The sequence below is a fragment of the Terribium retamae genome (assembly GCF_022347545.1).
In the GTDB taxonomy this organism is placed as follows: Bacteria; Pseudomonadota; Alphaproteobacteria; order Rhizobiales; family Rhizobiaceae; genus Mesorhizobium; species Mesorhizobium retamae.
In genome coordinates this window covers 135,844-158,558 of record NZ_JAKREW010000007.1, presented here as the reverse complement: position 1 = coordinate 158,558, position 22,715 = coordinate 135,844, and the positions used below count along the sequence as shown (strand labels likewise).

22 protein-coding genes and 1 pseudogene are annotated in these 22,715 nt (G+C 62.8%); 16 read left to right on the top strand and 7 right to left on the bottom strand.

Features of this window, described 5'->3' with window-relative positions; all coding sequences use genetic code 11:
* Positions 1-57 precede the first annotated feature (57 nt).
* The 3 genes and pseudogenes from L4923_RS10630 to L4923_RS31085 form a co-directional block, all read left to right on the top strand.
* A complete protein-coding gene (locus tag L4923_RS10630; RefSeq protein ID WP_239364604.1) occupies positions 58-621 on the top strand; it encodes a TetR/AcrR family transcriptional regulator in 564 nt (187 codons plus the stop codon).
* Between the two features lie 182 nt (positions 622-803).
* Complete coding sequence (locus L4923_RS10625) at positions 804-1,499, top strand: hypothetical protein (RefSeq protein ID WP_239364602.1); 696 nt, start codon at positions 804-806, stop codon at positions 1,497-1,499.
* Positions 1,500-1,641: 142 nt separating this feature from the next.
* Positions 1,642-1,767, top strand: a pseudogene (locus tag L4923_RS31085) (putative quinol monooxygenase); the annotation flags it as partial.
* A 294-nt stretch (positions 1,768-2,061) separates the two neighbouring features.
* Here L4923_RS31085 and L4923_RS10615 read toward each other — a convergent pair.
* Both L4923_RS10615 and L4923_RS10610 read right to left on the bottom strand, forming a co-directional pair.
* Complete coding sequence (locus L4923_RS10615) at positions 2,062-2,988, bottom strand: bifunctional 5,10-methylenetetrahydrofolate dehydrogenase/5,10-methenyltetrahydrofolate cyclohydrolase (protein ID WP_239364599.1); 927 nt, start codon at positions 2,986-2,988, stop codon at positions 2,062-2,064.
* A gap of 298 nt (positions 2,989-3,286) precedes the next feature.
* A complete protein-coding gene (locus tag L4923_RS10610; protein ID WP_239364596.1) occupies positions 3,287-4,087 on the bottom strand; it encodes a L,D-transpeptidase in 801 nt (266 codons plus the stop codon).
* A 226-nt stretch (positions 4,088-4,313) separates the two neighbouring features.
* On the opposite strand from L4923_RS10610, the gene L4923_RS10605 reads away from it, so the two are divergent.
* Positions 4,314-4,988: a DNA-3-methyladenine glycosylase I gene (locus L4923_RS10605; protein WP_239364593.1), complete on the top strand. Its 675-nt coding sequence runs from the start codon at positions 4,314-4,316 to the stop codon at positions 4,986-4,988.
* A 184-nt stretch (positions 4,989-5,172) separates the two neighbouring features.
* On the opposite strand, the gene L4923_RS10600 is transcribed toward L4923_RS10605, so the two are convergent.
* Positions 5,173-6,150 (bottom strand): DUF389 domain-containing protein, encoded by a 978-nt coding sequence (locus L4923_RS10600; protein ID WP_239364591.1) that lies wholly within the window; start codon positions 6,148-6,150, stop codon positions 5,173-5,175.
* A gap of 112 nt (positions 6,151-6,262) precedes the next feature.
* On the bottom strand, positions 6,263-6,466 hold the full coding sequence (locus L4923_RS10595) for a hypothetical protein (protein ID WP_239364589.1): 204 nt from the start codon (positions 6,464-6,466) through the stop codon (positions 6,263-6,265).
* Positions 6,467-6,797: 331 nt separating this feature from the next.
* On the opposite strand from L4923_RS10595, the gene hisS reads away from it, so the two are divergent.
* The 5 genes from hisS (at position 6,798) to L4923_RS10570 (ending at position 12,322) form a co-directional block, all read left to right on the top strand.
* A complete protein-coding gene (hisS, locus tag L4923_RS10590; protein ID WP_239364587.1) occupies positions 6,798-8,297 on the top strand; it encodes a histidine--tRNA ligase in 1,500 nt (499 codons plus the stop codon).
* Complete coding sequence (locus L4923_RS10585; RefSeq protein WP_239364585.1) at positions 8,294-8,662, top strand: VOC family protein; 369 nt, start codon at positions 8,294-8,296, stop codon at positions 8,660-8,662. Before hisS ends, L4923_RS10585 begins: the two co-directional genes overlap by 4 nt.
* Complete coding sequence (locus tag L4923_RS10580) at positions 8,659-9,777, top strand: ATP phosphoribosyltransferase regulatory subunit (protein WP_239364582.1); 1,119 nt, start codon at positions 8,659-8,661, stop codon at positions 9,775-9,777. Before L4923_RS10585 ends, L4923_RS10580 begins: the two co-directional genes overlap by 4 nt.
* Positions 9,774-10,475, top strand: coding sequence for an ATP phosphoribosyltransferase (gene hisG, locus L4923_RS10575; protein WP_239364579.1), 702 nt, complete (start codon positions 9,774-9,776; stop codon positions 10,473-10,475). Before L4923_RS10580 ends, hisG begins: the two co-directional genes overlap by 4 nt.
* Before the next feature lie 98 nt (positions 10,476-10,573).
* The gene (locus L4923_RS10570) at positions 10,574-12,322 is read left to right on the top strand and encodes an AMP-binding protein (protein ID WP_239364577.1); all 1,749 of its coding nucleotides are present in this window, start codon (positions 10,574-10,576) and stop codon (positions 12,320-12,322) included.
* A gap of 228 nt (positions 12,323-12,550) precedes the next feature.
* On the opposite strand, the gene L4923_RS10565 is transcribed toward L4923_RS10570, so the two are convergent.
* Positions 12,551-12,988 (bottom strand): Lrp/AsnC family transcriptional regulator, encoded by a 438-nt coding sequence (locus L4923_RS10565; protein WP_054309499.1) that lies wholly within the window; start codon positions 12,986-12,988, stop codon positions 12,551-12,553.
* A 141-nt stretch (positions 12,989-13,129) separates the two neighbouring features.
* Between L4923_RS10565 and rocF the strand changes: the two genes are divergently transcribed.
* Genes rocF through L4923_RS10550 form a run of 3 tightly spaced genes read left to right on the top strand, consistent with a single transcriptional unit; the run spans position 13,130 to position 15,533 of the window.
* Entirely contained in the window at positions 13,130-14,050 is a 921-nt protein-coding gene (gene rocF, locus L4923_RS10560; protein WP_239364575.1) for an arginase, read from the top strand.
* Positions 14,050-15,111 carry an ornithine cyclodeaminase gene (locus tag L4923_RS10555; RefSeq protein ID WP_486389243.1) on the top strand — a complete coding sequence of 354 codons (1,062 nt, stop codon included), beginning with the start codon at positions 14,050-14,052 and terminating at the stop codon, positions 15,109-15,111. Before rocF ends, L4923_RS10555 begins: the two co-directional genes overlap by 1 nt.
* A 29-nt stretch (positions 15,112-15,140) precedes the next feature.
* A complete protein-coding gene (locus tag L4923_RS10550) occupies positions 15,141-15,533 on the top strand; it encodes a RidA family protein (protein WP_239364573.1) in 393 nt (130 codons plus the stop codon).
* Here the strand turns inward: L4923_RS10550 and L4923_RS10545 are convergent.
* A complete protein-coding gene (locus L4923_RS10545) occupies positions 15,526-16,458 on the bottom strand; it encodes a hydrogen peroxide-inducible genes activator (protein ID WP_239364554.1) in 933 nt (310 codons plus the stop codon). The two genes, L4923_RS10550 and L4923_RS10545, sit on opposite strands and share 8 nt — an antisense overlap.
* A 230-nt stretch (positions 16,459-16,688) precedes the next feature.
* On the opposite strand from L4923_RS10545, the gene katG reads away from it, so the two are divergent.
* Positions 16,689-18,872, top strand: a complete 2,184-nt coding sequence (katG, locus tag L4923_RS10540) for a catalase/peroxidase HPI (RefSeq protein ID WP_239364547.1) — start codon at positions 16,689-16,691, stop codon at positions 18,870-18,872.
* A 104-nt stretch (positions 18,873-18,976) separates the two neighbouring features.
* Here katG and L4923_RS10535 read toward each other — a convergent pair whose 3' ends face one another.
* On the bottom strand, positions 18,977-19,654 hold the full coding sequence (locus tag L4923_RS10535; RefSeq protein ID WP_239364535.1) for an MIP family channel protein: 678 nt from the start codon (positions 19,652-19,654) through the stop codon (positions 18,977-18,979).
* Between the two features lie 343 nt (positions 19,655-19,997).
* Here L4923_RS10535 and L4923_RS10530 point away from each other — a divergent pair, with 343 nt between their 5' ends.
* From L4923_RS10530 to L4923_RS10520, 3 genes are all read left to right on the top strand, one after another.
* Positions 19,998-21,287, top strand: coding sequence for an RsmB/NOP family class I SAM-dependent RNA methyltransferase (locus L4923_RS10530; RefSeq protein WP_239364532.1), 1,290 nt, complete (start codon positions 19,998-20,000; stop codon positions 21,285-21,287).
* 199 nt (positions 21,288-21,486) lie between these two features.
* Positions 21,487-21,945, top strand: a complete 459-nt coding sequence (locus L4923_RS10525; RefSeq protein WP_239364530.1) for a PaaI family thioesterase — start codon at positions 21,487-21,489, stop codon at positions 21,943-21,945.
* A 100-nt stretch (positions 21,946-22,045) separates the two neighbouring features.
* Positions 22,046-22,696 carry a 5'-methylthioadenosine/S-adenosylhomocysteine nucleosidase gene (locus tag L4923_RS10520; RefSeq protein WP_239364528.1) on the top strand — a complete coding sequence of 217 codons (651 nt, stop codon included), beginning with the start codon at positions 22,046-22,048 and terminating at the stop codon, positions 22,694-22,696.
* The last annotated feature ends 19 nt before the right edge of the window (positions 22,697-22,715 follow it).

Sequence of the window (22,715 nt, the reverse complement as noted above, 5' to 3'; positions counted from 1 at the left end):
TGATAGCGATGAGATATAATATATAAACGAATATTCATTTATTAATCGGAAATCAAGATGCCTCGACCCAAGACGCTCTCTGACGAGAAAGTACTGGAGATCGCGCTCGGACTGATCCACGAGCGGGGGCCCGAAGCGCTGACTTTCGAGAGCTTGGCGCGTGCCTGCGGTCTATCGGCGGCGACGCTCGTGCAGCGCTTCAAATCGAAGGCCGCGCTGAAGCAGGCGGCATTGCTTGCCGCCTGGGACCGGCTGGACACGCGGACCGAAGAGCTTGGCGCGGCGGCTGCCAAAACACCGGAGGGGGCGGTCGAGATGCTGGTCGCTCTGTCGCACGGCTATGGCGGCATCGAAGCTTACGCCGAGGGTTTGCTGGTACTGCGCGAAGATTTGCGCGACCCGGTGCTGCGGGCACGCGGCGCAGCCTGGCGCAAGCGCCTGTCGGCGGCTCTTGATGCGTGTTTTGCCGATACCGTTGAAGCGCCGGACGGCATCGGCTTGCTGATGGCCTCGCAGTGGCAGGGTTCGCTGTTGTGGTGGGGGTTCGATCCGCGGGGACGTGTCGAGGATTTCGTCGAAAGCAGCCTGCGCCAGTTCGTTGCAGCGCTGGCACCGCGCTAATCCATTACAGGTCGACTTTGGGACAGTCTGGCCGACAGTGTGGCTCAATGTGCCGCGATGGACATGGAATATCCTGAACTGCTGGCTTGGAGAAACATATGACCAGCATTCTTCCTTCAACACACGCTTCCTTTCTCGAAAACCTCACAAGCAAACTGATGCGGGACGGCCGTTTCGAGGCGTTGCTTGCCGGCGGCTCCATGGTTCACGGCGGGCTGGATGAGCACTCCGACATCGATCTCGTACTTGTGGTCAGGGACGAGCTTTACGCTCAAGTAATGGCGGAACGGCGCGATATTGCCGGCAGCCTTGGAGATCTGCTCGCGGCTTTTACCGGTGAGCATGTCGGAGAGCCGCGTTTGATCATTTGCCTGTACGGACCGCAGCTTCTTCATGTCGACCTGAAATTCGTCGTCCTCTCCAGCCTCGAGAAACTCGTGGAACGACCCCGGATTCTCTGGGCTCGGGACGAGGATAAAATCTCTATGACATTGGATGCTGCAACCATCGCCTGGCCCGATTGTTCGCCCGAATGGTTCGAAGAGCGCGCCTGGGTCTGGCTGCACTACGGCGCGACGAAGTTGCAGCGTGGCGAACTGTTCGAGGCGCTGGGGATGATCGCCTTCTTTCGCGAGAACATTCTCGGCCCGATGCTGAATCGCAGAGCCGGTCGCCCGCAACGCGGCGTTCGCAGGATCGAGCAGGATGGTGCGGCGGTTTCTTCGCTTCTGCCGGTGGTTGCAGTGCACGACAGGCAATCGGTGGCGAACGCGCTGACAAGTGCGCTGCGGCTGTATGTCGAGTTGCGCGACGACCAGCCACCGAAGGTGCTGACGGCCGGCATGCCCGGCCTTCTGTTGCCGTTCTTGACCATTTGATCCCGGCGTCGAAGAAGCGTCCGTCTTGCCTGGGCTGGCGGACGCGGCCGCGCGCTTTGATTACCCCCGGGGTTATTGTTGCTGCCGGACGATCTGCCATTCTTAAGCCTGTCGGGGATCACCCGACGGCAAGGAGCAGCAAATGGCCATCACTTATATCATCGGCTTTCGCGTCCGCTCGCAGCATCGAGAGCGATTCACGACCCTGCTCGATGGGGTCCTCGATGCGATGCGCCATGAAGAGATGTTCATCTCGGCTACCTTGCATCAGGATCCGGAAGATCCGCTGCGGTTTTTATTGCACGAGACTTGGGTCGAGCATCAGGACGTGCTCGACGTGCAACTGAAAGCGCCCCTATCGGGAGGAATGGCACGCTGCGCTGGACGAGGTTCTGGAAGGGCCGCGCGACATCCAAGTCTGGCAGCCGCTGAGGAGCGACAGCCGCGGGACCTTCGGCCTCGTCTAGAGCGTTTCCGTTTTCCACGGAACGCTCTAAGGGTTTGTTTTCGCCGCATTTTTGTAACGCCAAGTGATTCCACTTGGCTACAAAATGCTCTAGCCCTATTCCGCGGCGATCTGGCCAGGCTGTTCGCCGACGGCGTAGCTGGCGCGGTAGAGCTCGCGCTGGCGGTTGAGCGCCACCATGGTGTTGCGCAGCAGGATCGAAACGGTGATCGGGCCGACGCCACCCGGCACCGGCGTGATCCAGGACGCGACGTCCTTGACGCTTTCGGTGTCGACGTCGCCGACGATGCGGGTGGTGCCGTCCGGCAGCGTCTCGGAATTGATGCCGATGTCGATGACGGCGGCACCCGGCTTCACCATGTCGGCCTTGATCAGGCGCGGCTTGCCGACCGCCACGAACAGCGCATCGGCCCGGCGCGCATGCACCGCCAGCGAACGCGTCATGTGGTGGCAGACGGTGACGGTGGCGCCTTCGCTCATCAGCAGGAAAGCGATCGGCTTGCCGACGATCTCGGAATGGCCGACGACCACGACTTCGAGCCCCTTCAGATCGAGCCCGGTTTCCTTGAGCAGTTCGACCGAGGCGGCCGCCGTACAAGGGGCCAGGTCGAGCTGGTTGTAGACGATGTTGCCGATCGAGGCCGGATGCATGCCCTCGACGTCTTTTAGCGGATGCACCGCGCTCTGCAGCGCCTTGACCGGGATGTGCTTGGGCACCGGGCGCTGGATAATGATGCCGGTAACGCGTGGATCAGCATTCATGCCGTGAATCGCGGCCTCGAGCTCGCGCGCGGTGACGTCGGCCGGGAACCGGCGTTCTTCGAAATCGATGCCGGCCTGGGCTGCCTTGGCGCGCTGGTTGCGCACATAGACGTCGACAGCGTCGACGTCGCCGACGGTGATCGAGACCAGCTTCGCCGGGAAGCCTTCGGCACGCGCTTCTTCGGCGGCGATGCGGACGCTTTCGATGATGCGTTTGGCGACTGGGCCACCCTTCAGGTAGCGGCTGTCGGTGGTGGACATGGGCAAACTTCCGGATTCTGACGCTTCAAAGTGCCAGGGCGTCCTTTGCGCGTCCCGATTGGATGCGCGGCGCTCTGCGTTTGCGGGCGACATAGCAGGAGAATGCCGCCGTTGGGAGGCTGAATCCGTCCTGCCTTAGTCGATTATGGCCTCTGGCGGTCAAAAATCGGTCAAAAGGCAAAACAGAAAGGGCAGCGCGGTTTAACCGGCTGCCCTTTCCGGACTGGCCATGTCCCCACAAGGCCCGTCCCCCGTTATCTCATCGGCCGGCAAGCAAGGCCGACTCAGCGCGAAAACTTTACATCACGACGACCGTCGTGCCTACCTTGACCCGGTCATAGAGGTCGACAACATCTTCGTTGCGCATGCGGATGCAGCCGGAGGAGACGGCGCCGCCGATGGTCCAGGGTTGGTTCGTGCCGTGGATGCGGTAGAGTGTCGAGCCGAGATAGAGCGCGCGGGCGCCGAGCGGGTTCTCGATGCCGCCGGCCAGGAAGGTCGGCAGGTAGCGGCCCTTGGCCTTTTCACGTGCGATCATTTCGCTCGGCGGGCGCCAATCCGGCCACTCGCGCTTCTGGCTGACCTTGTGGGTACCGGCCCATTCGAAGCCCGGCTTGCCGGTGCCGACGCCGTAGCGGCGTGCCTTGCCGCCTTCCCCCACCAGATAGAGGAAGTTCTGCGTGGTATCGATGACGATGGTGCCCGGCTTTTCCTTGCCGTCGAAGGCAACCTCCTGCGGCAGATAGATCGGGTTGATCTGCGGCCGCGCCGCCTTTCGCCTCATCTGCTGGCCCGGCACGGCAGCGGTACGGATACGGTCGGTTCCTGCCTGCGGCTGGCGATACTGAACACGCGGCTGGCCGTAATATTGTCCCTGTGGAGCAACCTGACGGTAACGCACCTGCGGCTGAACTGCGTAGCCACGGCTCGAGCGCACCACGCCCGGCGCGCGTCCGAGCTGCGTGACCCAAGGCGCCGAAAGATCGGGGCTCACCATCACCGGCGGGCGCTCGGCATAACGGTCATTGGCAAGGGCAGGGGTGGCAATCGCCGCCAGCGCGCCGATCGCGCCGAACAAGGGCAGAAACAGCTTTCTCATGGTTGTTCGCATGGGACTCTCAACTCGATCGTCGTACCGCGCAGGAAACGGGTGTTCCTCGCGGCTTCGATCGGCATGTTGTCCGCAGCCGGCAAGCGAATGGTGAATCGCGACGCTTAAAATGCCGCTTTGTCAGTAAACCTTTTGGTGTGGTTACCGGCCGGTTCAGGAATCTGGTAAAGCCGCGGTAAAGCACGTCTTCCAGGCGTTAACGAATGGATCCCAGATGAACGACAACAATGGTTTGATCACCGGTGCAGACGGGATCACCCGGTGTGCCTGGCACGGCAACCTGCCCGACTACCAGCATTATCATGACCATGAATGGGGTCGGCCGGTAACCAGCGACCGCAGGCTGTTCGAGAAGATCTGCCTCGAAGGATTCCAGTCGGGACTGTCCTGGCTGACCATCCTGCGCAAGCGCGAGGCCTTCCGCGAAGCGTTCGAAGGCTTCGATTTCGACAAGGTTGCGCGGTTCACCGATGCCGATGTCGAGCGTTTGCTGACCAATGCCGGCATCATCCGGCATCGCGGCAAGATCGTCTCCACCATCAACAACGCCAAGCGAGCACAGGAACTGGTGAAGGAAGCGGGATCGCTTGCCGCCTGGTTCTGGAAATTCGAACCGGAGCCCGATCAGCGGCCAGAGGTGGTCGACATCGCCCATCTGCGCGCCAATCCGACCACGGCCGTGTCGACGCGCATCTCGAAGGAATTGAAGAAGCGCGGCTGGACATTCGTCGGTCCGACCACCGTCTATGCCTTCATGCAGGCTATGGGCATGGTCAATGACCACATCGAGGGCTGTTTCTGCCGTTCCGAAGTGGAGGCGGAGCGGGCGCGGCTCACGCGACCTGCCTCGAGCGTTTCCGTTTTTCACGGAAACGCGGAAACGCTCTAAGTTTTTGTTTTCGTCGCATTTTTGTAACGCCAAGTGATTCCGCTCGGCTACAAAATGCTCTAGAACAATTCCAGCAAAATGCGCAGCGGTTTGCGGCCGGAATTGCGTCAAACAAGAAGAGGGGCATCGAGGGCCATTCCGTTTCGTCGGTATGCTCTGGATGCCACGGCCGCTCGGGAGCTCCTCAGCTGCGCCGTTTCGCTGCCCGCTTGACTTGCCGGCGTCGGGCTTCTCTCACCAGGCTTTTCCGCGGATGATGCAGCGTGCGTTGCTGCACCATGAGCGTGGCCGTGCCAGCTATGATCATGCCGACAATATTGACCGCAAGCTGCACCAGCGCAGCCCAGGCTTCATCCCAAGCCCCCACTGCGAGCGTGAGCGCTATCGTTCCGACAGCCGGGACGGTGGTGATGGAAATGAAGACGCCGACCAGGGCGGATGACTTGGCTGCCGTCAGCGAGAGCACGCCGGCACAGCCCGCCAGCAGCGCTATGATGAACGACCACGCGTCCGGCTTGACGATGAACTGGGTCTGCGGCCCTGTGGTCGCGGCGGCAAAATCGACAAAACCGGCCGCATAGGCGCCCGCCCAGCCAAGCCAGGCGATGGCGGCGGCCAGCGCAAAGCCGCCCAGCAGCGTGATGGTCGCAGGGCGCAGCAGCGACCAGCGGCGTCGGGCAATCGCCAGGCAGATCGCCGCTACCGGCGCGAAGTCCGGTCCGACCACCATGGCTCCGATGATGAGGATGGGCTGGTCGACGTAGCGGCCGATGCTGGCGATAAGCGTGGCCAGAACCAGGAAAGTCAGGAACGACCATGAGAGATCGGCATCTTCCCGTGCTTGATCCTCGATCTCGTCCCATATCACGGCGTCGGCCGGATGGCCGCCTGCCGCGGCTTCCGCCCGGTCGGCCGCCTCGGAAACCACCGTCACACTGTCATGCAGCGATATCGAGCCGGTTTTTTCGATGCCGAGGGAGCGCAGCGCATCGACGATGGCATTAACGGTTTCCCGTGCCACATCGAAAAGCAGCACATCGCCTTTGCCTTCCAGTGCTGCACCGCGCAGGACCACCAGATTGGCCGTGGTTGGGTCGGCCTCGATTGCCTTGATGGCGGCTTCGCAGCTTTGGCGTGGGGTAAGCACGCGGACCTGAAGCATCGGCAATGCTCTCTTATCGACGAATCGCGAGGTTCATCCGGGCTAAACCCGCGGTGCATGGATGCCTCACCCCGCCAATGCTGTCCAGCTTGGCCGCACTCCTACGCCGGACTCAGCCGCGCGATAGCATCAGGCCGATGACGATCGCGGTGATCGTGGCGAGGGCCGGATAGATGACCAGCAGGCCGGTGATCAGGACGTCGCCGATACCGGAACTTTTGCGTTCGGCGGTCGGTACCTCGAAGGGGCCGGCTTGCTGGCTGATGGCGGACGCGGCGACTTCGGGGCGGCGCAGCGGTATCACCTGCGCGGTCATGACCGGTTCGTCCAGAAGCTCGATTTTCCGCGCCGTTGCCATTTTCAGTGCAAGCCATTGGTTTCAAGGGGCTTATCGGCGAGGATTATGTCGGCACCATGCCGCGATAATGGCCAAATTGGAGCGTTTTCAGCGCATTTGGCCGCAATGGTTGACGAGTGGTTAGCCAGGCTGCTTTTCGGCGATTTGCCGTGGCGAAAACCACTACCAGGGTGCAAAAATGTTGTCTCCGGCAAACGCTTGCCGCACCTGCCTGCATCGGCTAGGACAACCGCGCCGCGAAAGCGGCAGTTTTCGACATGCCTGCACCATCGACAGCGAGTTCACGACCATGGCCGACAAACCGGAAAAGATGAAGGCGCGGCTGCCGCGCGGCCTTGTCGACCGCAGCGCCGAGGACATCCGCGCCGTCGAGAAGATGATGGCGACCATCCGTTCGGTCTACGAGCTCTACGGTTTCGAGCCGGTCGACCAGCCGCTGATCGAATACACTGATGCGCTCGGCAAGTTCCTGCCGGATCAGGACCGTCCGAATGAAGGGGTCTTCTCTTTCCAGGACGACGACGAGCAGTGGCTGTCGCTGCGCTATGACCTGACCGCACCGACGGCGCGTTTCGTCGCCGAGAATTACGAGCGCCTGCCGAAGCCTTATCGCAGCTATCGGTCGGGCTGGGTCTTCCGCAATGAAAAGCCTGGCCCCGGCCGTTTCCGCCAGTTCATGCAGTTCGACGCCGACACGATCGGCACGCCGGGCGTTGCAGCGGATGCCGAGATGGCCATGATGATGGCCGATGTGATGGAAGCGCTGGGCATCAAGCGCGGCGACTACGCCGTCCGCGTCAACAACCGCAAGGTGCTCGACGGGGTGCTGGAAGCGATCGGTCTTGGCGGCGACGACAATGCCGGCCGCCGGCTCACCGTGCTGCGCGCTATCGACAAGCTCGACAAGGTCGGGCCGGACGGCGTGCGCGCACTGCTTGGCAAAGGGCGCCTCGACGAGAGCGGCGACTTCACCAAGGGCGCCGGACTGGATGATGCACAGGCCGACCGCGTGCTGCTTTTGACCGCGCCAGGCACCGGCGATCTTGCCGACACGCTGGCCAAGATGCGTGCTGCCGTCGCAGGCTCGGAACGCGGCGCCGAAGGCGTGCAGGAGTTGCAGGATATCGGCGCCATGGTCGCGGCTGCCGGTTATCTCGACGAACGGGTGAAGATCGATCCTTCCGTCGTGCGTGGCCTCGAATATTACACCGGCCCGGTCTATGAGGCCGAGTTGCTGGCCGAGATTCCCAATGACGAAGGCAAGATCGTGCGTTTCGGTTCGGTCGGCGGTGGCGGACGTTACGACGGTCTGGTTTCGCGCTTCCGCGGCGAGCCGGTGCCGGCGACGGGCTTCTCCATTGGCGTCTCGCGCCTGATGACGGCGCTGAAGAACCTCGGCAAGCTCGACACGTCGGATGTGGTGCAGCCGGTGGTCGTGCTGGTCATGGACAAGGACACGGAAAGCCTCGGCCGCTACCAGAAGATGGTGTCCGAACTGCGCCAGGCAGGCATCCGCGCCGAACTTTATCTCGGCGGTGCCGGCATGAAGGCGCAGCTGAAATATGCCGACCGGCGCGGTTCGCCGATCGCCGTCATCCAGGGTTCGAGCGAACGTGATGCCGGCGAGGTGCAGCTCAAGGATCTGATCGAAGGCGCCAGGCAGGCGGCGGCGATCGCCGATCATGCCGAATACAAGGAAGCACGGCCGGGCCAGGTCACGGTGAAGGAAGCCGATCTGGTCGCAGAGGTGAAGAAGATCCTGGCCGCGCAGGCCGCCGAGCGCCAATGACCCTGCTTGCCATCGATCACGTCCAGCTTGCCATGCCGGCCGGGCGCGAGTCCGATGCGCGCGCATTCTACGCCGGCATACTGGGCCTGACTGAAGTGGCGAAGCCCGAGGATCTTGCCAGGCGGGGCGGCTGCTGGTTCGAAAGCGCTGCGGTCAAGGTGCATCTCGGCGTCGATCCCGATTTTCATGCCGCCGCAAAGGCGCACCCGGCCTTCCTGGTTGACGATGTGAAGCGGCTGGAAATGGCTGCGGCGCAGGCCGGCTACCGGACGGCAGCCGATGCGCCGCTCGAAGGTTATGAGCGTATCCATGTCTATGATCCGTTCGGCAATCGCATCGAGCTGATGCAGAAGGTGACGCCATGAGAGGGCCTCCTGCCTTTGCGGGCGATGTTGTGAAGCTGCTGGAACAGCGTGGCGTCGGCCTTGTCGACGTCGCCGTGCTGCAGCCTGCGGATCCGTTCCTCGACATGGCCGGCGAGGACCTGCGCCGTCGCATCTTCCTGACCGAAAGCGAGACCGGGCAGACGCTTTGCCTGCGTCCCGAGTTCACCATTCCGGTTTGCCTCGACCATATCGCCAGCCAGGCGGGTACGCCGCGCCGCTACGGCTATCTCGGCGAGGTCTTCCGCCAGCGCCGCGAGGGCGGCAACGAGTTCTTCCAGGCCGGCATCGAGGATCTCGGCGATGGCGACACTGCCGCCGCCGATGCCCGCAGCGTCGCCGACGCCTATGCATTGCTGTCATTGGTGCTGCCGAAGCGTGCGCTTTCGGTCACGCTTGGCGACCAGGCGATTTTCGAGGCCGTGCTGGCAGCACTTGGCCTGCCGCGCGGCTGGCGTATGCGGCTCGCCCGCGCCTTCGGCTCGAAGGCGATGCTGGAGACTGCACTTGCCGATCTCGCCAATCCGCCGCGCAATGGCCAATTGCCGTCGCCGGTCGCCACGCTGGCGCTGGATGCCGACCTCGACGCCCTGACGACGCATATCGCGGCCGACATGGAAAAACTCGGCTTTTCCGCTTCCGCCAGCCGGACTCCGGCCGATATCGCGCGCCGGCTGATCGAGAAGGCGCAACTGCGTTCGGTGAGGCTCTCAGACGAGGCTTTCGCCGCCCTGAAGACCTTTCTCGCTATCCATGTGCCGTTGTTTCAGGCGGCCGAGTCCTTGCAGGCTTTCGCTTCCGATGCAGGGCTGTCGCTTGGCTCCGCCCTCGACACCTTTGCCGCGCGTGCCGAAGCGGTCGCGGGTCATGGCCTGACGGGCGATGCGGTCCATTATGATGCGGCTTTCGGCCGTCCGCTCGATTATTATACGGGTCTCGTCTTCGAGATCGCATCCGGTGATGGCGAACGCCCGCTGGTTGGTGGCGGACGCTATGACCGCCTGCTGACGCTGCTCGGCGCCAAGGGCCAGATTCCGGGCGTCGGCTTCTCGGTCTGGCTTGACCGCATCGAGGCGTTGCGAGGTGACGCATCATGACCGTGACGCTGGCGATCCCCTCCAAGGGCCGGTTGAAGGAACAGGCGTTGGAAGTGCTGGCCAAGGCCGGTCTTGCCGTCAGCCTGCCGGAAGACGACCGCAAATATCACGCCCGCATTGCCGATCGCGACGACATCGAAGTGGCTTTCCTGTCAGCATCCGAGATCGCTGGCGAGATCGGGCAGGGGGCCGTCGACCTCGGCATCACCGGCGAGGATCTGCTGCGCGAGAACCTGGCGGACTGGCAGTCGCGTGCCGAGATCGCCGCACGGCTCGGCTTCGGCCATGCCGATGTCGTCGTGGCCGTGCCCGATATCTGGTTCGACGTCGACACCATGGCCGATCTCGACGACGTCGCCGCCGATTTCCGCCAGCGCCATGGCCGCCGGCTGCGCATTGCCACCAAATATTGGCGGCTGACACAACAGTTCTTCACCGCCAAGCACGGCATCCAGGTCTACCGCATCGTCGAAAGCCTGGGCGCGACCGAGGGCGCGCCGGCGGCGGGTTCCGCCGACATCATCGTCGACATCACCACGACCGGTTCGACGCTGAAAGCGAACCATTTGAAGATCCTTTCGGACGGCATCGTGCTGAAATCGCAAGCCTGCCTCGTTGCCTCGAAAAAGGAGCGCAAGCCGGCAGATACAGCCCTTGTCGCGGAGATCGCCGCAAAGGTCGCCGCTTCGGTTGGCTAAACACTTGCTCGTTCACCACTTATACCATCAGACTTTTGGCCTTATTTTCGGATCGGTGGCCGGCTGATAGCCTTCTGTTGCTAGCGCAGGAGGAGGCCATGGCGATCAATCCGGACGAACTGAAAGGCACGCGACCGTCGAATAGTGTTCGGGCGGGTGCCGTCTTCATTGCCCCGAAGGAGGGGCTGTCGCATGTCTCAGGCGAGCGCCTGCCACCACTGCTCGACAAGACCATTCCGCAACTGCTGGCCGACACGGTCCGCGCTCATGGGCCACGCGACGCGGCGGTATTCTCCAGCCAGGACAAGCGCTTTTCCTGGGACGAACTGGCGAGCGCGGTCGACGACTTCGCCGCAGGGCTGACCAAACTTGGGCTGGTGAAGGGCGACCGCGTCGGTATCTGGTCGCCGAACCGCTGGGAGTGGCTGGTGACGCAATACGCCACCGCACGCGTCGGCCTTATCCTCGTCAACATCAATCCGGCCTACCGGCTCGCCGAACTCGAATATGCGCTGAACAAGGTCGGCTGCAAGGCGCTGGTCACGGCGGCGCAGTTCAAGACCTCCGACTATCTCGGCATGATCCGCGCGCTGGCGCCCGAGATCGATAGCGCCGAACCTGGCAAACTCGTTGCCAAGAAATTGCCGGCGCTGAAAACGGTCATCCGCATGGGCGAGGAGGTGTCGCTCGGCATGTTCAATTTCGGCGACGTGCTTGCCATGGGCGCGGGTACGGATCGCGCAGCGCTCGATCGCATCAGCGCGACCCTGACGCCCGACGATGCCATCAACATCCAGTTCACCAGTGGCACCACCGGTGCGCCGAAAGGCGCCACGCTGACGCATGCCAACATCGTCAACAACGGCAATTTCGTCACGGCCGCCATCCGGTTGACCTCGAAGGACCGGCTTTGCATTCCCGTGCCCTTCTATCACTGCTTCGGCATGTCGATGGGTTCGATGGGCTGCGTGTCGAAGGGGGCCACTATGGTTTTCCCGGGTGAGGGCTTCGATCCCGGCGTGACGCTGAAGGCGATATCCGACGAGCGTTGCACCGGGCTCTACGGTGTGCCGACCATGTTCGTCGCCATGCTCGATCATCCCGATTTCAAGAGCTTCGACCTGTCGTCGCTGCGCACCGGCATCATGGCCGGCTCGCCTTGCCCGATCGAGGTGATGAAGAAGGTCATCGCGCTGATGAACATGTCGGAGGTGACGATCGCCTATGGCATGACCGAAACCAGTCCCGTCTCCTTTCAGAGCGGCGTCGACGACCCGCTCGAAAAGCGCGTTTCGACGGTCGGGCGCATCCACCCGCATGTCGAGGTTAAGGTGGTGGATGCCGAGGGCGCGACCGTGCCGGTTGGCGAACGCGGTGAGTTGTGCACACGTGGCTATTCGGTGATGAAGGGTTACTGGGAGGACCAGGAAAAGACCGACGAGGCGATCGACGCGGACGGCTGGATGCATACGGGCGATCTCGCCACCATCGACGAGCAAGGTTTCTGCAACATTGTTGGTCGGGTGAAGGACATGGTCATCCGTGGGGGCGAGAATGTCTATCCGCGCGAGGTCGAGGAGTTCCTCTACCGGCACCCAAAGGTCAAGGAAGTGCAGGTGTTCGGTGTGCCGGACGCCAAATATGGCGAGGAGATCGCCGCCTGGATCGTGCTGAAGCCGGGCGAGACGATGAGCGAGGAAGACGTGAAGGCTTTCTGCGCCGGCCAGATCTCGCACTACAAGGTGCCGCGCTATATCCGCTTCAAGGACAGCTTGCCGATGACGGTGACCGGCAAGGCGCAGAAGTTCGTCATGCGCGACGCCATGGTCGAGGAATTGGGGCTTTAGCACGCACGTCCTTTTGCGTCGGCAAGGCTTGTTTCCATGCGTCCTTCGAGGCTCGCTTCGCGAGCACCTCAGGATGAGGGAGGTTGGGGCGCGCTCCTCTCATGCTGGACCGTTTTCAGCACGAAGAGGCCTTGCACAACCTACCTCATCCTGAGGTGCGAGCCCGCCGAGCGGTGAAAATGCAGACAAAATACCATGCGGGCGAGCCTCGAAGGACGCACCTCCGTCCTAAAGCCGCGCCCGCGTCGAGCGCGGCGTCGCGAGCAGCAGCGTCGTTTCGGAACCGGTGATGGCTGGAATGAGCCGTACCTTGCGCAGCACGGCATCGAGTTGCGTCAGCGTTTCCGTGTTCAATTCGACGACAAGATCCCAGCGGCCATTGGTGGTGTGAATGGCCGAGATTTCGGGGAAGCCGCCCAGCGCTCGCACCACACGGTCGGCAGCATGGCCTTCGACTTCGATCATCATGATGCCGCGCACGCGCTGTTCGAGCGCGTCCGCCCGTAGGATCACGGTATAGCCGAGGATCTCACCCTGCCGCTCCAGCCGTTCGATGCGGGCGCGCACCGTCGCACGCGACACACCGAGATCAACGGCGAGATCGGAGATGGAGCGGCGGCCGTCATGCCTCAGCAGGGTCACCAGTTTCTCGTCGAGTGAATCCATGCCGGAATATCCGTGATTGACCATAATGGCATTCAATATCGCCGTAATGATAAGGCAATGGACGATATCTGCCAAATCAGTTTGTTCATTCCGCCAGTCGATTGGGCTTAACTCAGCAGCAATAGACAGGGAAGGAACATCATGCGTTGCAGGATATTGGGTGCGCCGGAGCAGGATGGCGCCGGCCGCCTCGGATGCGAGATGGGACCGAGTGCGCTCCGCACTGCCGGACTCGTCCCGGCCTTGACCGAGCTTGGGCACCAGGTCGAGGATCTTGGCACGGTGCAGCCGGCCGAGGCACGGTCGATCGCCCACGGCAATGCAGCGCTGAAGAAGCTGCCGGAGATTGTCGCATGGACGGCTGCCATCGCCGAGGCAGCCTATCAGGCCAGCAAGGACGCCATGCCGATCTTCCTCGGTGGCGATCATGCCATCTCCGCCGGCACGCTGGCTGGCGTTGCCCGTCGCGCCGCCGAGACCGGCCGTCCGCTGTTTGTCCTCTGGCTTGACGCACATCCCGATTTCCACACGCTCGACACCACAGGCAGCGGCAATCTGCATGGCGTACCGCTTGCCTATGCCTGCGGCCTGCCGGGTTTTGCCGGCGTCTTCCCCGACCTTCCCGTGCGGGTCGACCCGACGCGCGTATGCACGCTTGGTCTGCGCAGCGTGGACACAGCCGAGCGCCAGGCGCTCAACGAAGCCGGCGTGACCGTGCACGATATGCGCGCCATCGATGAACATGGCATCGCGCCCTTGCTGCGCGCCTTCCTCGCGCGTGTCGCGCAGGAGAACGGCCTTCTGCATGTCAGCCTCGACGTCGATTTCCTCGACCCGTCGATCGCCCCGGCAGTCGGCACCACGGTGCCGGGTGGCGCGACCTTGCGCGAGGCGCATCTGGTCATGGAGATGCTGTCCGACAGCGGCCTGGTCACCAGCCTCGATCTCGTCGAGCTCAATCCCTTCCTCGATGAGCGCGGCCGCACCGCCACCTTGATGGTCGACCTAACGGCCAGCCTGATGGGTCGCCGTATCATGGACCGTCCAACGAGGAGCTTCTGATCATGCAGGCTAAACTGAACATCGTTCCGTTCGTGAGCGTCGATTCCATGATGAAGCTGGTGCTTGCCATCGGCGTCGAGCGCTTCCTGACCGAGCTTGCCACCTATATCGAGGAAGACTTCCGCCGCTGGGAACTGTTCGACAAGACGCCGCGCGTCGCCTCGCACAGCCATGACGGCGTCATCGAGCTGATGCCGACCAGCGATGGCCATCTCTACGGCTTCAAATATGTCAACGGCCACCCGAAGAACACGCGCGAGGGCCTGCAGACGGTGACCGCTTTTGGTGTTCTGGCCGATGTCGGCTCGGGCTATCCGATGCTGCTCACCGAAATGACCATCCTGACGGCGTTGCGCACCGCAGCCACCTCGGCGCTCGTTGCCAAGTACCTGGCGCCGAAGGGTGCCCGCACCATGACCATCATCGGCAATGGCGCGCAGTCGGAGTTCCAGGCCATCGCCTTCAAGGCCATCACCGGCATCGACAGGCTGCGGCTCTACGACATCGATCCGTCGGCCTCGCGGCGTTGCGCCAAGAACCTCGCCGGGATGGGCTTCGACATCACCATCTGCGCCTCCGGCCAGGAAGCGGTAGAGGGGGCTGAGGTCATCACCACGGTGACGGCCGACAAGCAGTATGCGACGATCCTGACCGACAACATGGTCGGCTCGGGCGTGCACATCAACGCGGTCGGCGGCGACTGTCCAGGCAAGACGGAGCTTCATCGCGACATCCTGCTGCGCTCCGACATCTTCGTTGAGTTCCCGCCGCAGACGCGCATCGAGGGCGAGATCCAGCAGCTGGATGGCGATCATCCGGTGACAGAGCTGTGGCAGGTGATGACGGGCAAGGCTGCGGGGCGCACCAGCGACAAGCAGATCACGCTGTTCGATTCGGTCGGCTTTGCCACCGAGGACTTCTCGGCGCTGCGTTATGTGCGCGACCAGCTACAGGCCACCGGCCTCTATGAGGAACTCGACCTGCTTGCCGATCCCGACGAACCGCGTGACCTCTTCGGCATGCTGCTCAGGGCCAGTGCGAAGGAGGGCGTAATCGCCTAGTTTCAGCGGGAAGAAACAGGAGATTGCTGATGGCGCTCGAATTCATCAACCCGGATGATCTGCCGGTTCCGGAGATGTACACACAGGTTGTTGTCGCGACGGGGTCCAGGATGGTCTTCGTCTCGGGTCAGCAGCCCGAAGGCCGAGACGGCAAGCTCGTCGGCCATGGTGATTTTGCCGCGCAAGCGCGGCTGACATTCAGCAATCTCGGCCGAGCGCTGCGAGCGGCAGGCGCGCGGCCCGAGCAGGTCTGCAAGATCACGATCTACATCGTCGACTATGACCGTGATGAACACGTTCCGATCATTGAGGAAGCGCAGATTTCGCTGTTTGGGGATCACAAGCCGGCGAATGTGATCGTCGGGGTGGCGGTCATGTCCCCAGGCTATCTCATCGAAGTCGACGCGATAGCGGTTATTTGACGAGAGTGTTGGGGGCCAGGGCGTGTGCCGGCGCGGCCGGCACGCCTTTCAACATCTCGGCCAGTGCCTTGCACTCGGCCTGACGGTGCCCGTTGCGGCGCCAGGCCAGCGCGACGATGCGCGAGGGCATCGGTTCGGCGAAAGGTACGACGCGAAGGTCGGGCAGCGCCGCGGTCGGCGCTACCGCCATTTCAGGCACAAGCGTCACACCAAAGCCGTGCCCGACCATCTGCAGCAGCGTGGTCAGACTGGTCGCGCCGTAATTCGCCATGGCGGTCGGCCGCACGCTGCCGCAGAGCTGCAGCGCCTGCTCGCGCAGGCAATGACCTTCCTCGAGCAGCATCAGCCTTTCCAGCACCGGGCTTTCCGGCGGCACGGGCGGTGCCACGAGGTCGGGCTCCGCCCGCGGCACCGCCAGGAAGAAGCGGTCCTCGAACAAGGCTTCGGCCGTCAGCCCCGGCTGGTCGAGCGGCAGCGCCGCGATGAAGGCGTCCAGACTGCCGAGCGCGGTTTCCTCGGCCAGTGTGTCTGTCACCGCCTCGCGCAATTCGAGCCGCAATTCGGGATAGCGCTGCCGCAGTTGCGGCAGGATCGAAGGTAGCAGATAGGGTGCCACTGTCGGGATGATGCCAAGCCGGAAGCGGCCTTCCAGAGCACTGCGTCCGGTCGTGGCCGCCTCTTCCACGTCTCGCGCGGCGGCGAGTGCGCGCGTTATCAACGGCAGCAAGGTGAGCGCTTCCGGCGTCAAGATCGCATTGCGGCCGGAGCGGTCGAACAGCTTGCAGCCGAGCTTTTCCTCCATGTCGGCGATCTGGGCGGACAGCGCCGGCTGGCTGATTCCGCACAGCACGGCTGCGCGCCCGAAGTGCAGCGTCTGCACCAACGTCTCGAAATACTGCATCTGTCGCAGTGTGAGTTTTATCATAAGAAAAACCTATCGGAAAAAACACAAAAGGCAATTTGCTTTTATAGAATGGACCCCTTAGGCTACCTTCGTTCCACAATTCGGCGGGCGCCTGGCGGCAGCTCTTCGGCAACCCACCCATTCACGAGGGAGGCAGCCATTTTAGCCTCTCTCCACATCAAGTCTGCCGTGTCTCTCGCCAAAATGGCAGGGACTTGGCCTCGTTTTGAAGATCAGGATTGGAGACAGAAATGGACGCAAAGACCGACGATAAAAGCGCAGGCAAATGTCCGTTCAGCGGCCGTGGGCCGACGAATCGCGACTGGTGGCCGGAACAGCTGGACGTTCAGGTTCTGCACAACAATTCTAGCCTGTCCGACCCGATGGGCGAGGCCTTCGACTACGCCAAGGAATTCGAGAGCCTCGATCTCGATGCCGTGATCAAGGACCTGCATGCCTTGATGACGGATTCGCAGGATTGGTGGCCGGCCGACTTCGGTCATTATGGCGGCATGTTCATCCGCATGGCCTGGCACAGCGCCGGCACCTATCGCATCACCGACGGTCGCGGTGGCGCCGGCGCTGGCCAGCAGCGTTTTGCTCCGCTGAACTCCTGGCCGGATAACGCCAACCTTGACAAGGCACGCCGCCTGCTGTGGCCGATCAAGCAGAAATATGGCCGCAAGCTCTCCTGGGCCGACCTTTTGATCCTGACCGGCAACGTCGCGCTGGAATCGATGGGCTTCAAGACATTCGGCTTTGCCGGCGGTCGTGCCGACGTCTGGGAGCCGGAAGAGCTGTATTGGGGGCCCGAAGGCACTTGGCTCGGCGATGAGCGCTACAGCGGCGAACGCCAGCTCTCCGAGCCGCTCGGCGCCGTGCAGATGGGCCTGATCTATGTCAATCCGGAAGGCCCGAACGGCAATCCCGACCCGATCGCGGCAGCCAGGGATATCCGCGAGACGTTCTTCCGCATGGCTATGAACGACGAAGAAACTGTCGCGCTGATCGCGGGCGGCCACAGCTTCGGCAAGACCCATGGCGCTGGTGATCCGTCGCTGATCGGGCCGGCTCCGGAAGGTGGCGCGATCGAAGATCAGGGTCTGGGCTGGAAGAGCAAGTACGGCACCGGCGTTGGTGCCGACTCCATCACCGGCGGCCCGGAAGTGACCTGGACGCAGACGCCGACGCAGTGGAGCAACCTCTTCTTCAAGAATCTGTTCGAAAACGAGTGGGAACTGACGACAAGCCCCGCCGGCGCCAAGCAGTGGAAAGCAAAGAACGCGGAAGCTTCGATCCCGGATGCCTACGATCCGTCGAAGAAGCATGTGCCGACCATGCTGACGACCGACTTGTCGCTACGTTTCGACGCGGAATACGAGAAGATCTCGCGCCGTTTCTATGAGAATCCGGATCAGTTCGCCGACGCTTTCGCCCGTGCCTGGTTCAAGCTCACTCACCGCGACATGGGCCCGCGCGTCCGCTATCTCGGCCCCCTGGTGCCGCAGGAGACGCTGATCTGGCAGGATCCGGTTCCCGCCGTCGATCATGCGCTGGTCAATGAGCAGGACATCGCGGCACTGAAGGCGAAGGTCCTCGGCTCCGGCCTGACCGTCTCGCAACTGGTCTCGACTGCCTGGGCATCGGCGTCGACCTTCCGCGGCTCGGACAAGCGCGGTGGTGCCAATGGCGCCCGTATTCGCCTTGCGCCGCAGAAGGATTGGGAAGTCAACCAGCCGGCCGAACTGCAAGTCGTGCTTGGCAAGCTCGAAGCAATCCGCAACGAGTTCAACGCCTCGGCCACCGGCGGCAAGAAAGTATCGTTGGCTGACCTGATCGTGCTTGGCGGCGGTGCGGCGGTCGAAAGGGCGGCTCGCGACGCCGGAGTCGACGTGACCGTGCCGTTCACGCCGGGCCGCACTGACGCTTCGCAGGATCAGACTGACGTGCAGTCCTTTGCTCCGCTCGAGCCGCGCGCCGACGGTTTCCGCAACTACATCAGCAAGAAGCACCAGTTCATGAAGCCGGAGGAAGCTCTGGTGGATCGGGCGCAACTGCTGCGGTTGACGGGACCGGAACTCACGGTGCTCGTCGGCGGCCTGCGTGTTCTCGGCGCGAATGCCGGTGGTTCCAAGCATGGCGTATTCACCGACAGGCCCGGCACGCTGACGAACGACTTCTTCGTCAACCTGCTCGACATGGCGACCGAGTGGCAGCCAGCGGGCGACGGCGTTTATGAAGGCCGCGACCGCAAGACCAAGGCTCCCAAGTGGACTGGCACGCGCGTCGACCTGATCTTCGGTTCGCATTCGCAACTGCGGGCCTTTGCCGAAGTCTATGGCAGCGCAGATTCCAAGGAGAAATTCGCGAAGGACTTCGTGGTAGCCTGGAACAAGGTGATGAACGCCGACCGCTTCGATCTCGTCCGAGCTTAGGCTGGATGAAAAACAAAACAGGCGCGGAGCGATCCGCGCCTGTTTTTTGTTGTCGGGAGATTGGTACGGCGCCCTGTTGGGGTGCCGTATCTGGGTTGTTCCGCTTAGTCCTTCTCGAACATGCCGGTCTTGGCGACGATGCCGGCAATGGCGCCGCCGAGCAGCGGAGCGACGATGAACAGCCAGAGCTGGCTGATGGCCGCGCCGCCGGTGAACAGCGCCGGGCCGATCGAACGGGCCGGGTTAAGCGAAGTTCCGGTCACCGGGATGATGGCGAAGTGCAGGGCCGAAAGCGTCAGGCCGATGACCAGGCCGGCAAAAGCCGTCGTGTGTTTGCCGCTGGTGACACCGAGAATGACCGTCACGAAGGTGAAGGTGCCGATCAGCTCCCACAGGAACGCTGAGCTCATGCCCCATTTCGTTTCGTCCCAGCCGTTCGCGCCGAAGCCGCCGGTGTGGCCGCCGACCTGACCCGAAACGATGATCCACAGCGCCAGCGAAGCAATGATGGCACCGATGATCTGGGCTATCCAATAGGGGATCACATCCTTGGCCGGCAGACGGCCGGCCAGGAAAACGCCCAGCGTGACCGCCGGGTTAAGATGCGCGCCGGAAATCGGTCCGATCGCATAGGCGGCAGCGATAAGGCCGATGCCGAAAGCAAGGCCGATGCCTTCCTGCCCAAGCGGCAAGGCGCCGCCGAAACCGCCGGTCACCACAGAAGCAGTGCCGATGAAAACCAACAGAAATGTACCTAAAACTTCAGCCAAGTAAGATTTCATAGTCCCTCTCCTCGAAAGGGCCTTGCCAAGCTCCTGGCAAGAGCCGCGAATCGCAAGCAGAGCGTAATCTTTGACTGACGCGTTTGAAAGCGGCGGATATTGCGCCAGTGATCCGGTTCCGACATTTATTTTTTTGCTTGAGTAAGGCTTCTGAGCGGATGTCCCAATCAAAGGCGTCACTGGGTAATAGTTTGCTTCTAATGCAGCTCTGAACTCCACATTCGATTCGACACTTGGCTCGTACTGAGAGTGCGAATGTCAAATTCACTCCTCAGCTCGACAGCTTGTGCATTCGAGCCCCGCCCATTACAGCAGGGGCGAAATCAATCTATGCGGCGGACGAATGCGACTGGGCGGAAGGCTGGCGGCAGCCATCGAAGTTTTGGAAGACATCAATCGCCGGCATCGCCCGGCGGCGGATGCCCTGCGCGACTGGGGTCTCTCACACCGCTTTGCCGGTGGTGGCGATCGTGCCGCAATCGGCAACATCGTCTATGATGCCTTGCGCCGTAAGCGGAGCGCTGGCTGGCTCCTGGGCGACGAGACGCCGCGCGCCACCGGTTTCGGCGCGCTGCTTCTGGAATGGGGTCAGACCGCACAGTCGCTGAATGCCGCGCTCGAAGGCGACAAATTTGCACCGCCTCTGCTGAGCAATGCCGAATTGGCGACTGTTGCCGGGCGCAAGCTGGCTGACGCGCCGGATGAGGTGCGCGCCGATAGCCCCGACTGGTGTGTGCCGCTGTTGAAGGAAGCTTTCGGCGAGGCCTGGGTGGAGGAGGGGGCAGCGCTTGCCGCCCGCCCGCCGCTCGATCTGCGCACGAACACCCTGCAAGCTACTCGTGCCAAGGTGCTGGCTGAACTCGCCGAGACGGGCGCCGAACCGGCGCATCTCGCCAGCCAGGGCATTCGCATCGCACCGATCGCCGGCGACGGCCGGCACCCCAATGTCCAGGCCGAGCCCGCCTTTCAGAAGGGCTGGTTCGAGGTGCAGGACGAGGGCTCGCAGATTGCCGCGGAGCTCGCCGATGCCAAGCCCGGCATGCAGGTGCTGGATTATTGCGCCGGCGCCGGCGGCAAGTCGCTGGCACTCTCGGCGGCCATGGAGAATAAGGGCCAGGTCTTCGCGCATGATGCGGAGAAGCAGCGCCTGGCGCCGATCTTCGACCGCATGCGCCGTTCCGAAAACCGCAACATCCAGGTCGTCGCGCGCGAACAGGAATTGGCGCCTTTGACTGGTCATATGGATATCGTGCTGGTCGATGCACCGTGCACGGGCTCCGGCACGTGGCGGCGCCGGCCGGATGCCAAATGGCGACTGACCAGCCGTCAGCTCGATACGCGCAAGGCCGAACAGTCGGCTATCCTCGACGTGGCCAAGGGCTTCGTGAAACCTGGCGGCCTGCTCGTCTACATCACCTGTTCGGTTTTTCCGGAGGAGAACGGCGGGCAGGTGTCAAACTTCCTGGCGCGCCACAAGGGTTTTGCGCCGGTCGACCATGCCGCGCTTTGGCAGGCGCGTTTCCCGGGTCATGACGCCGCGGCGCGCCTCGGTCCGCAATTCGGCATCTCGCTGTCGCCGGCGCTAAGCGGCACTGACGGCTTCTATTTCTGCGCCCTGCGCAAGGTTGCATGACGGGCTGGCCCATGCTGCAATGCAGCATGGGCATTGCCTGGATGCCGGCTCTGCGCTAAGCCGGCTACAGCATGATCCCGAAAAGTTGCAGACTTTTCGGAAAAGATCATGCGATAGGCCTATAGCATGATCCCGAAAGTCACGGGCTTTTTGGGCAATGAGCGGATAGCAGTTCGCTGACATCCTGGGGGCAGACGCCATGGCAGCCAAGATCGTACCAGCCCCGAACTATGAGGAGCGCGTTCGAACCTCGTTCTCGCGCCAGCAGGCCATGGCCACGATCGGCGCGGAGCTGACGCTGGTCACCCCGGGCATCATCGAGATCGAGATGCCCTATTCGGCAGCACTCACCCAACAGCATGGCTTCCTGCACGCCGGCGTAATTTCGACGGCGCTGGATTCGGCCTGCGGTTACGCCGCTTATTCGCTGATGCCTGAAAATTCCGGCGTGCTGACCATAGAGTTCAAGGTGAACCTCCTGGCCCCGGGCAAGGGCGAGCGTTTCCTGTTCCGCGGCTCTGTCACCAAGCCTGGCCGCACCATCATCGTCGCCGACGGTCAGGCCTATGCCTTCGCCGCCGACGGCGAGGCCAAGCTGATCGCCACCATGACCGGCACCATGATGACGGTGACCGGCCGCGAAGGCATTGAGGGATGAGCGGTCTGTTCGCGAAATGACGTCGTCGCGCAACTGACACGACGAGACATTACGCAGTCCGGAACTATGCGTAGTTTCCCGCCATGAGGGGATTGACCCGATGAGCCTCAGCTCCGCAGACCTGCTTGTCGATCTCGCCGGTAACAAGGTGCTGTTCGTGATGGCGGCCGATGCCGAATATGGGCCCCATCTGCAGCGCCTGTTCAAACCGTTGATGACCGGTGTCGGCCCGGTGGAAGCCGGGGTGCGGCTGGGCGCCGAGTTTGCGCGGCTGCAGGTCGCTGACCGTCTGCCGGATCTTGTCGTCTCGCTGGGCTCCGCCGGGTCGCGCCGGCTGGAGCAGACTGGCATCTATCAGGCGATCTCGGTCTCCTATCGCGACATGGATGCATCCGCGCTCGGCTTCGAGAAAGGCGTGACGCCATTCCTTGATCTGCCGGCGGCCTTGCCGCTCGGCCACCGCATCGCCGGCATCGAAGGCGCGACTTTGTCCACCGGTGCCAACATCGTTTCAGGTGCAGCCTACGATGCCGTTGCCGAGGACATGGTCGACATGGAGACTTTCGCGGTTCTGCGCGCCTGCCAGCTGTTCTCTTTGCCCTTGATTGCGCTGCGCGGCATATCCGATGGCGCGGCGGAGCTGAAGCATGCCGGCGACTGGACCGAGTATCTTCACGTCATCGACGAAAAGCTCGCCGCTGCCGTCGGATCGCTCGCCGCATCGCTTGCCGCCGGCAGCCTGCGACTTTGACACCGTGACAATCCTTCCA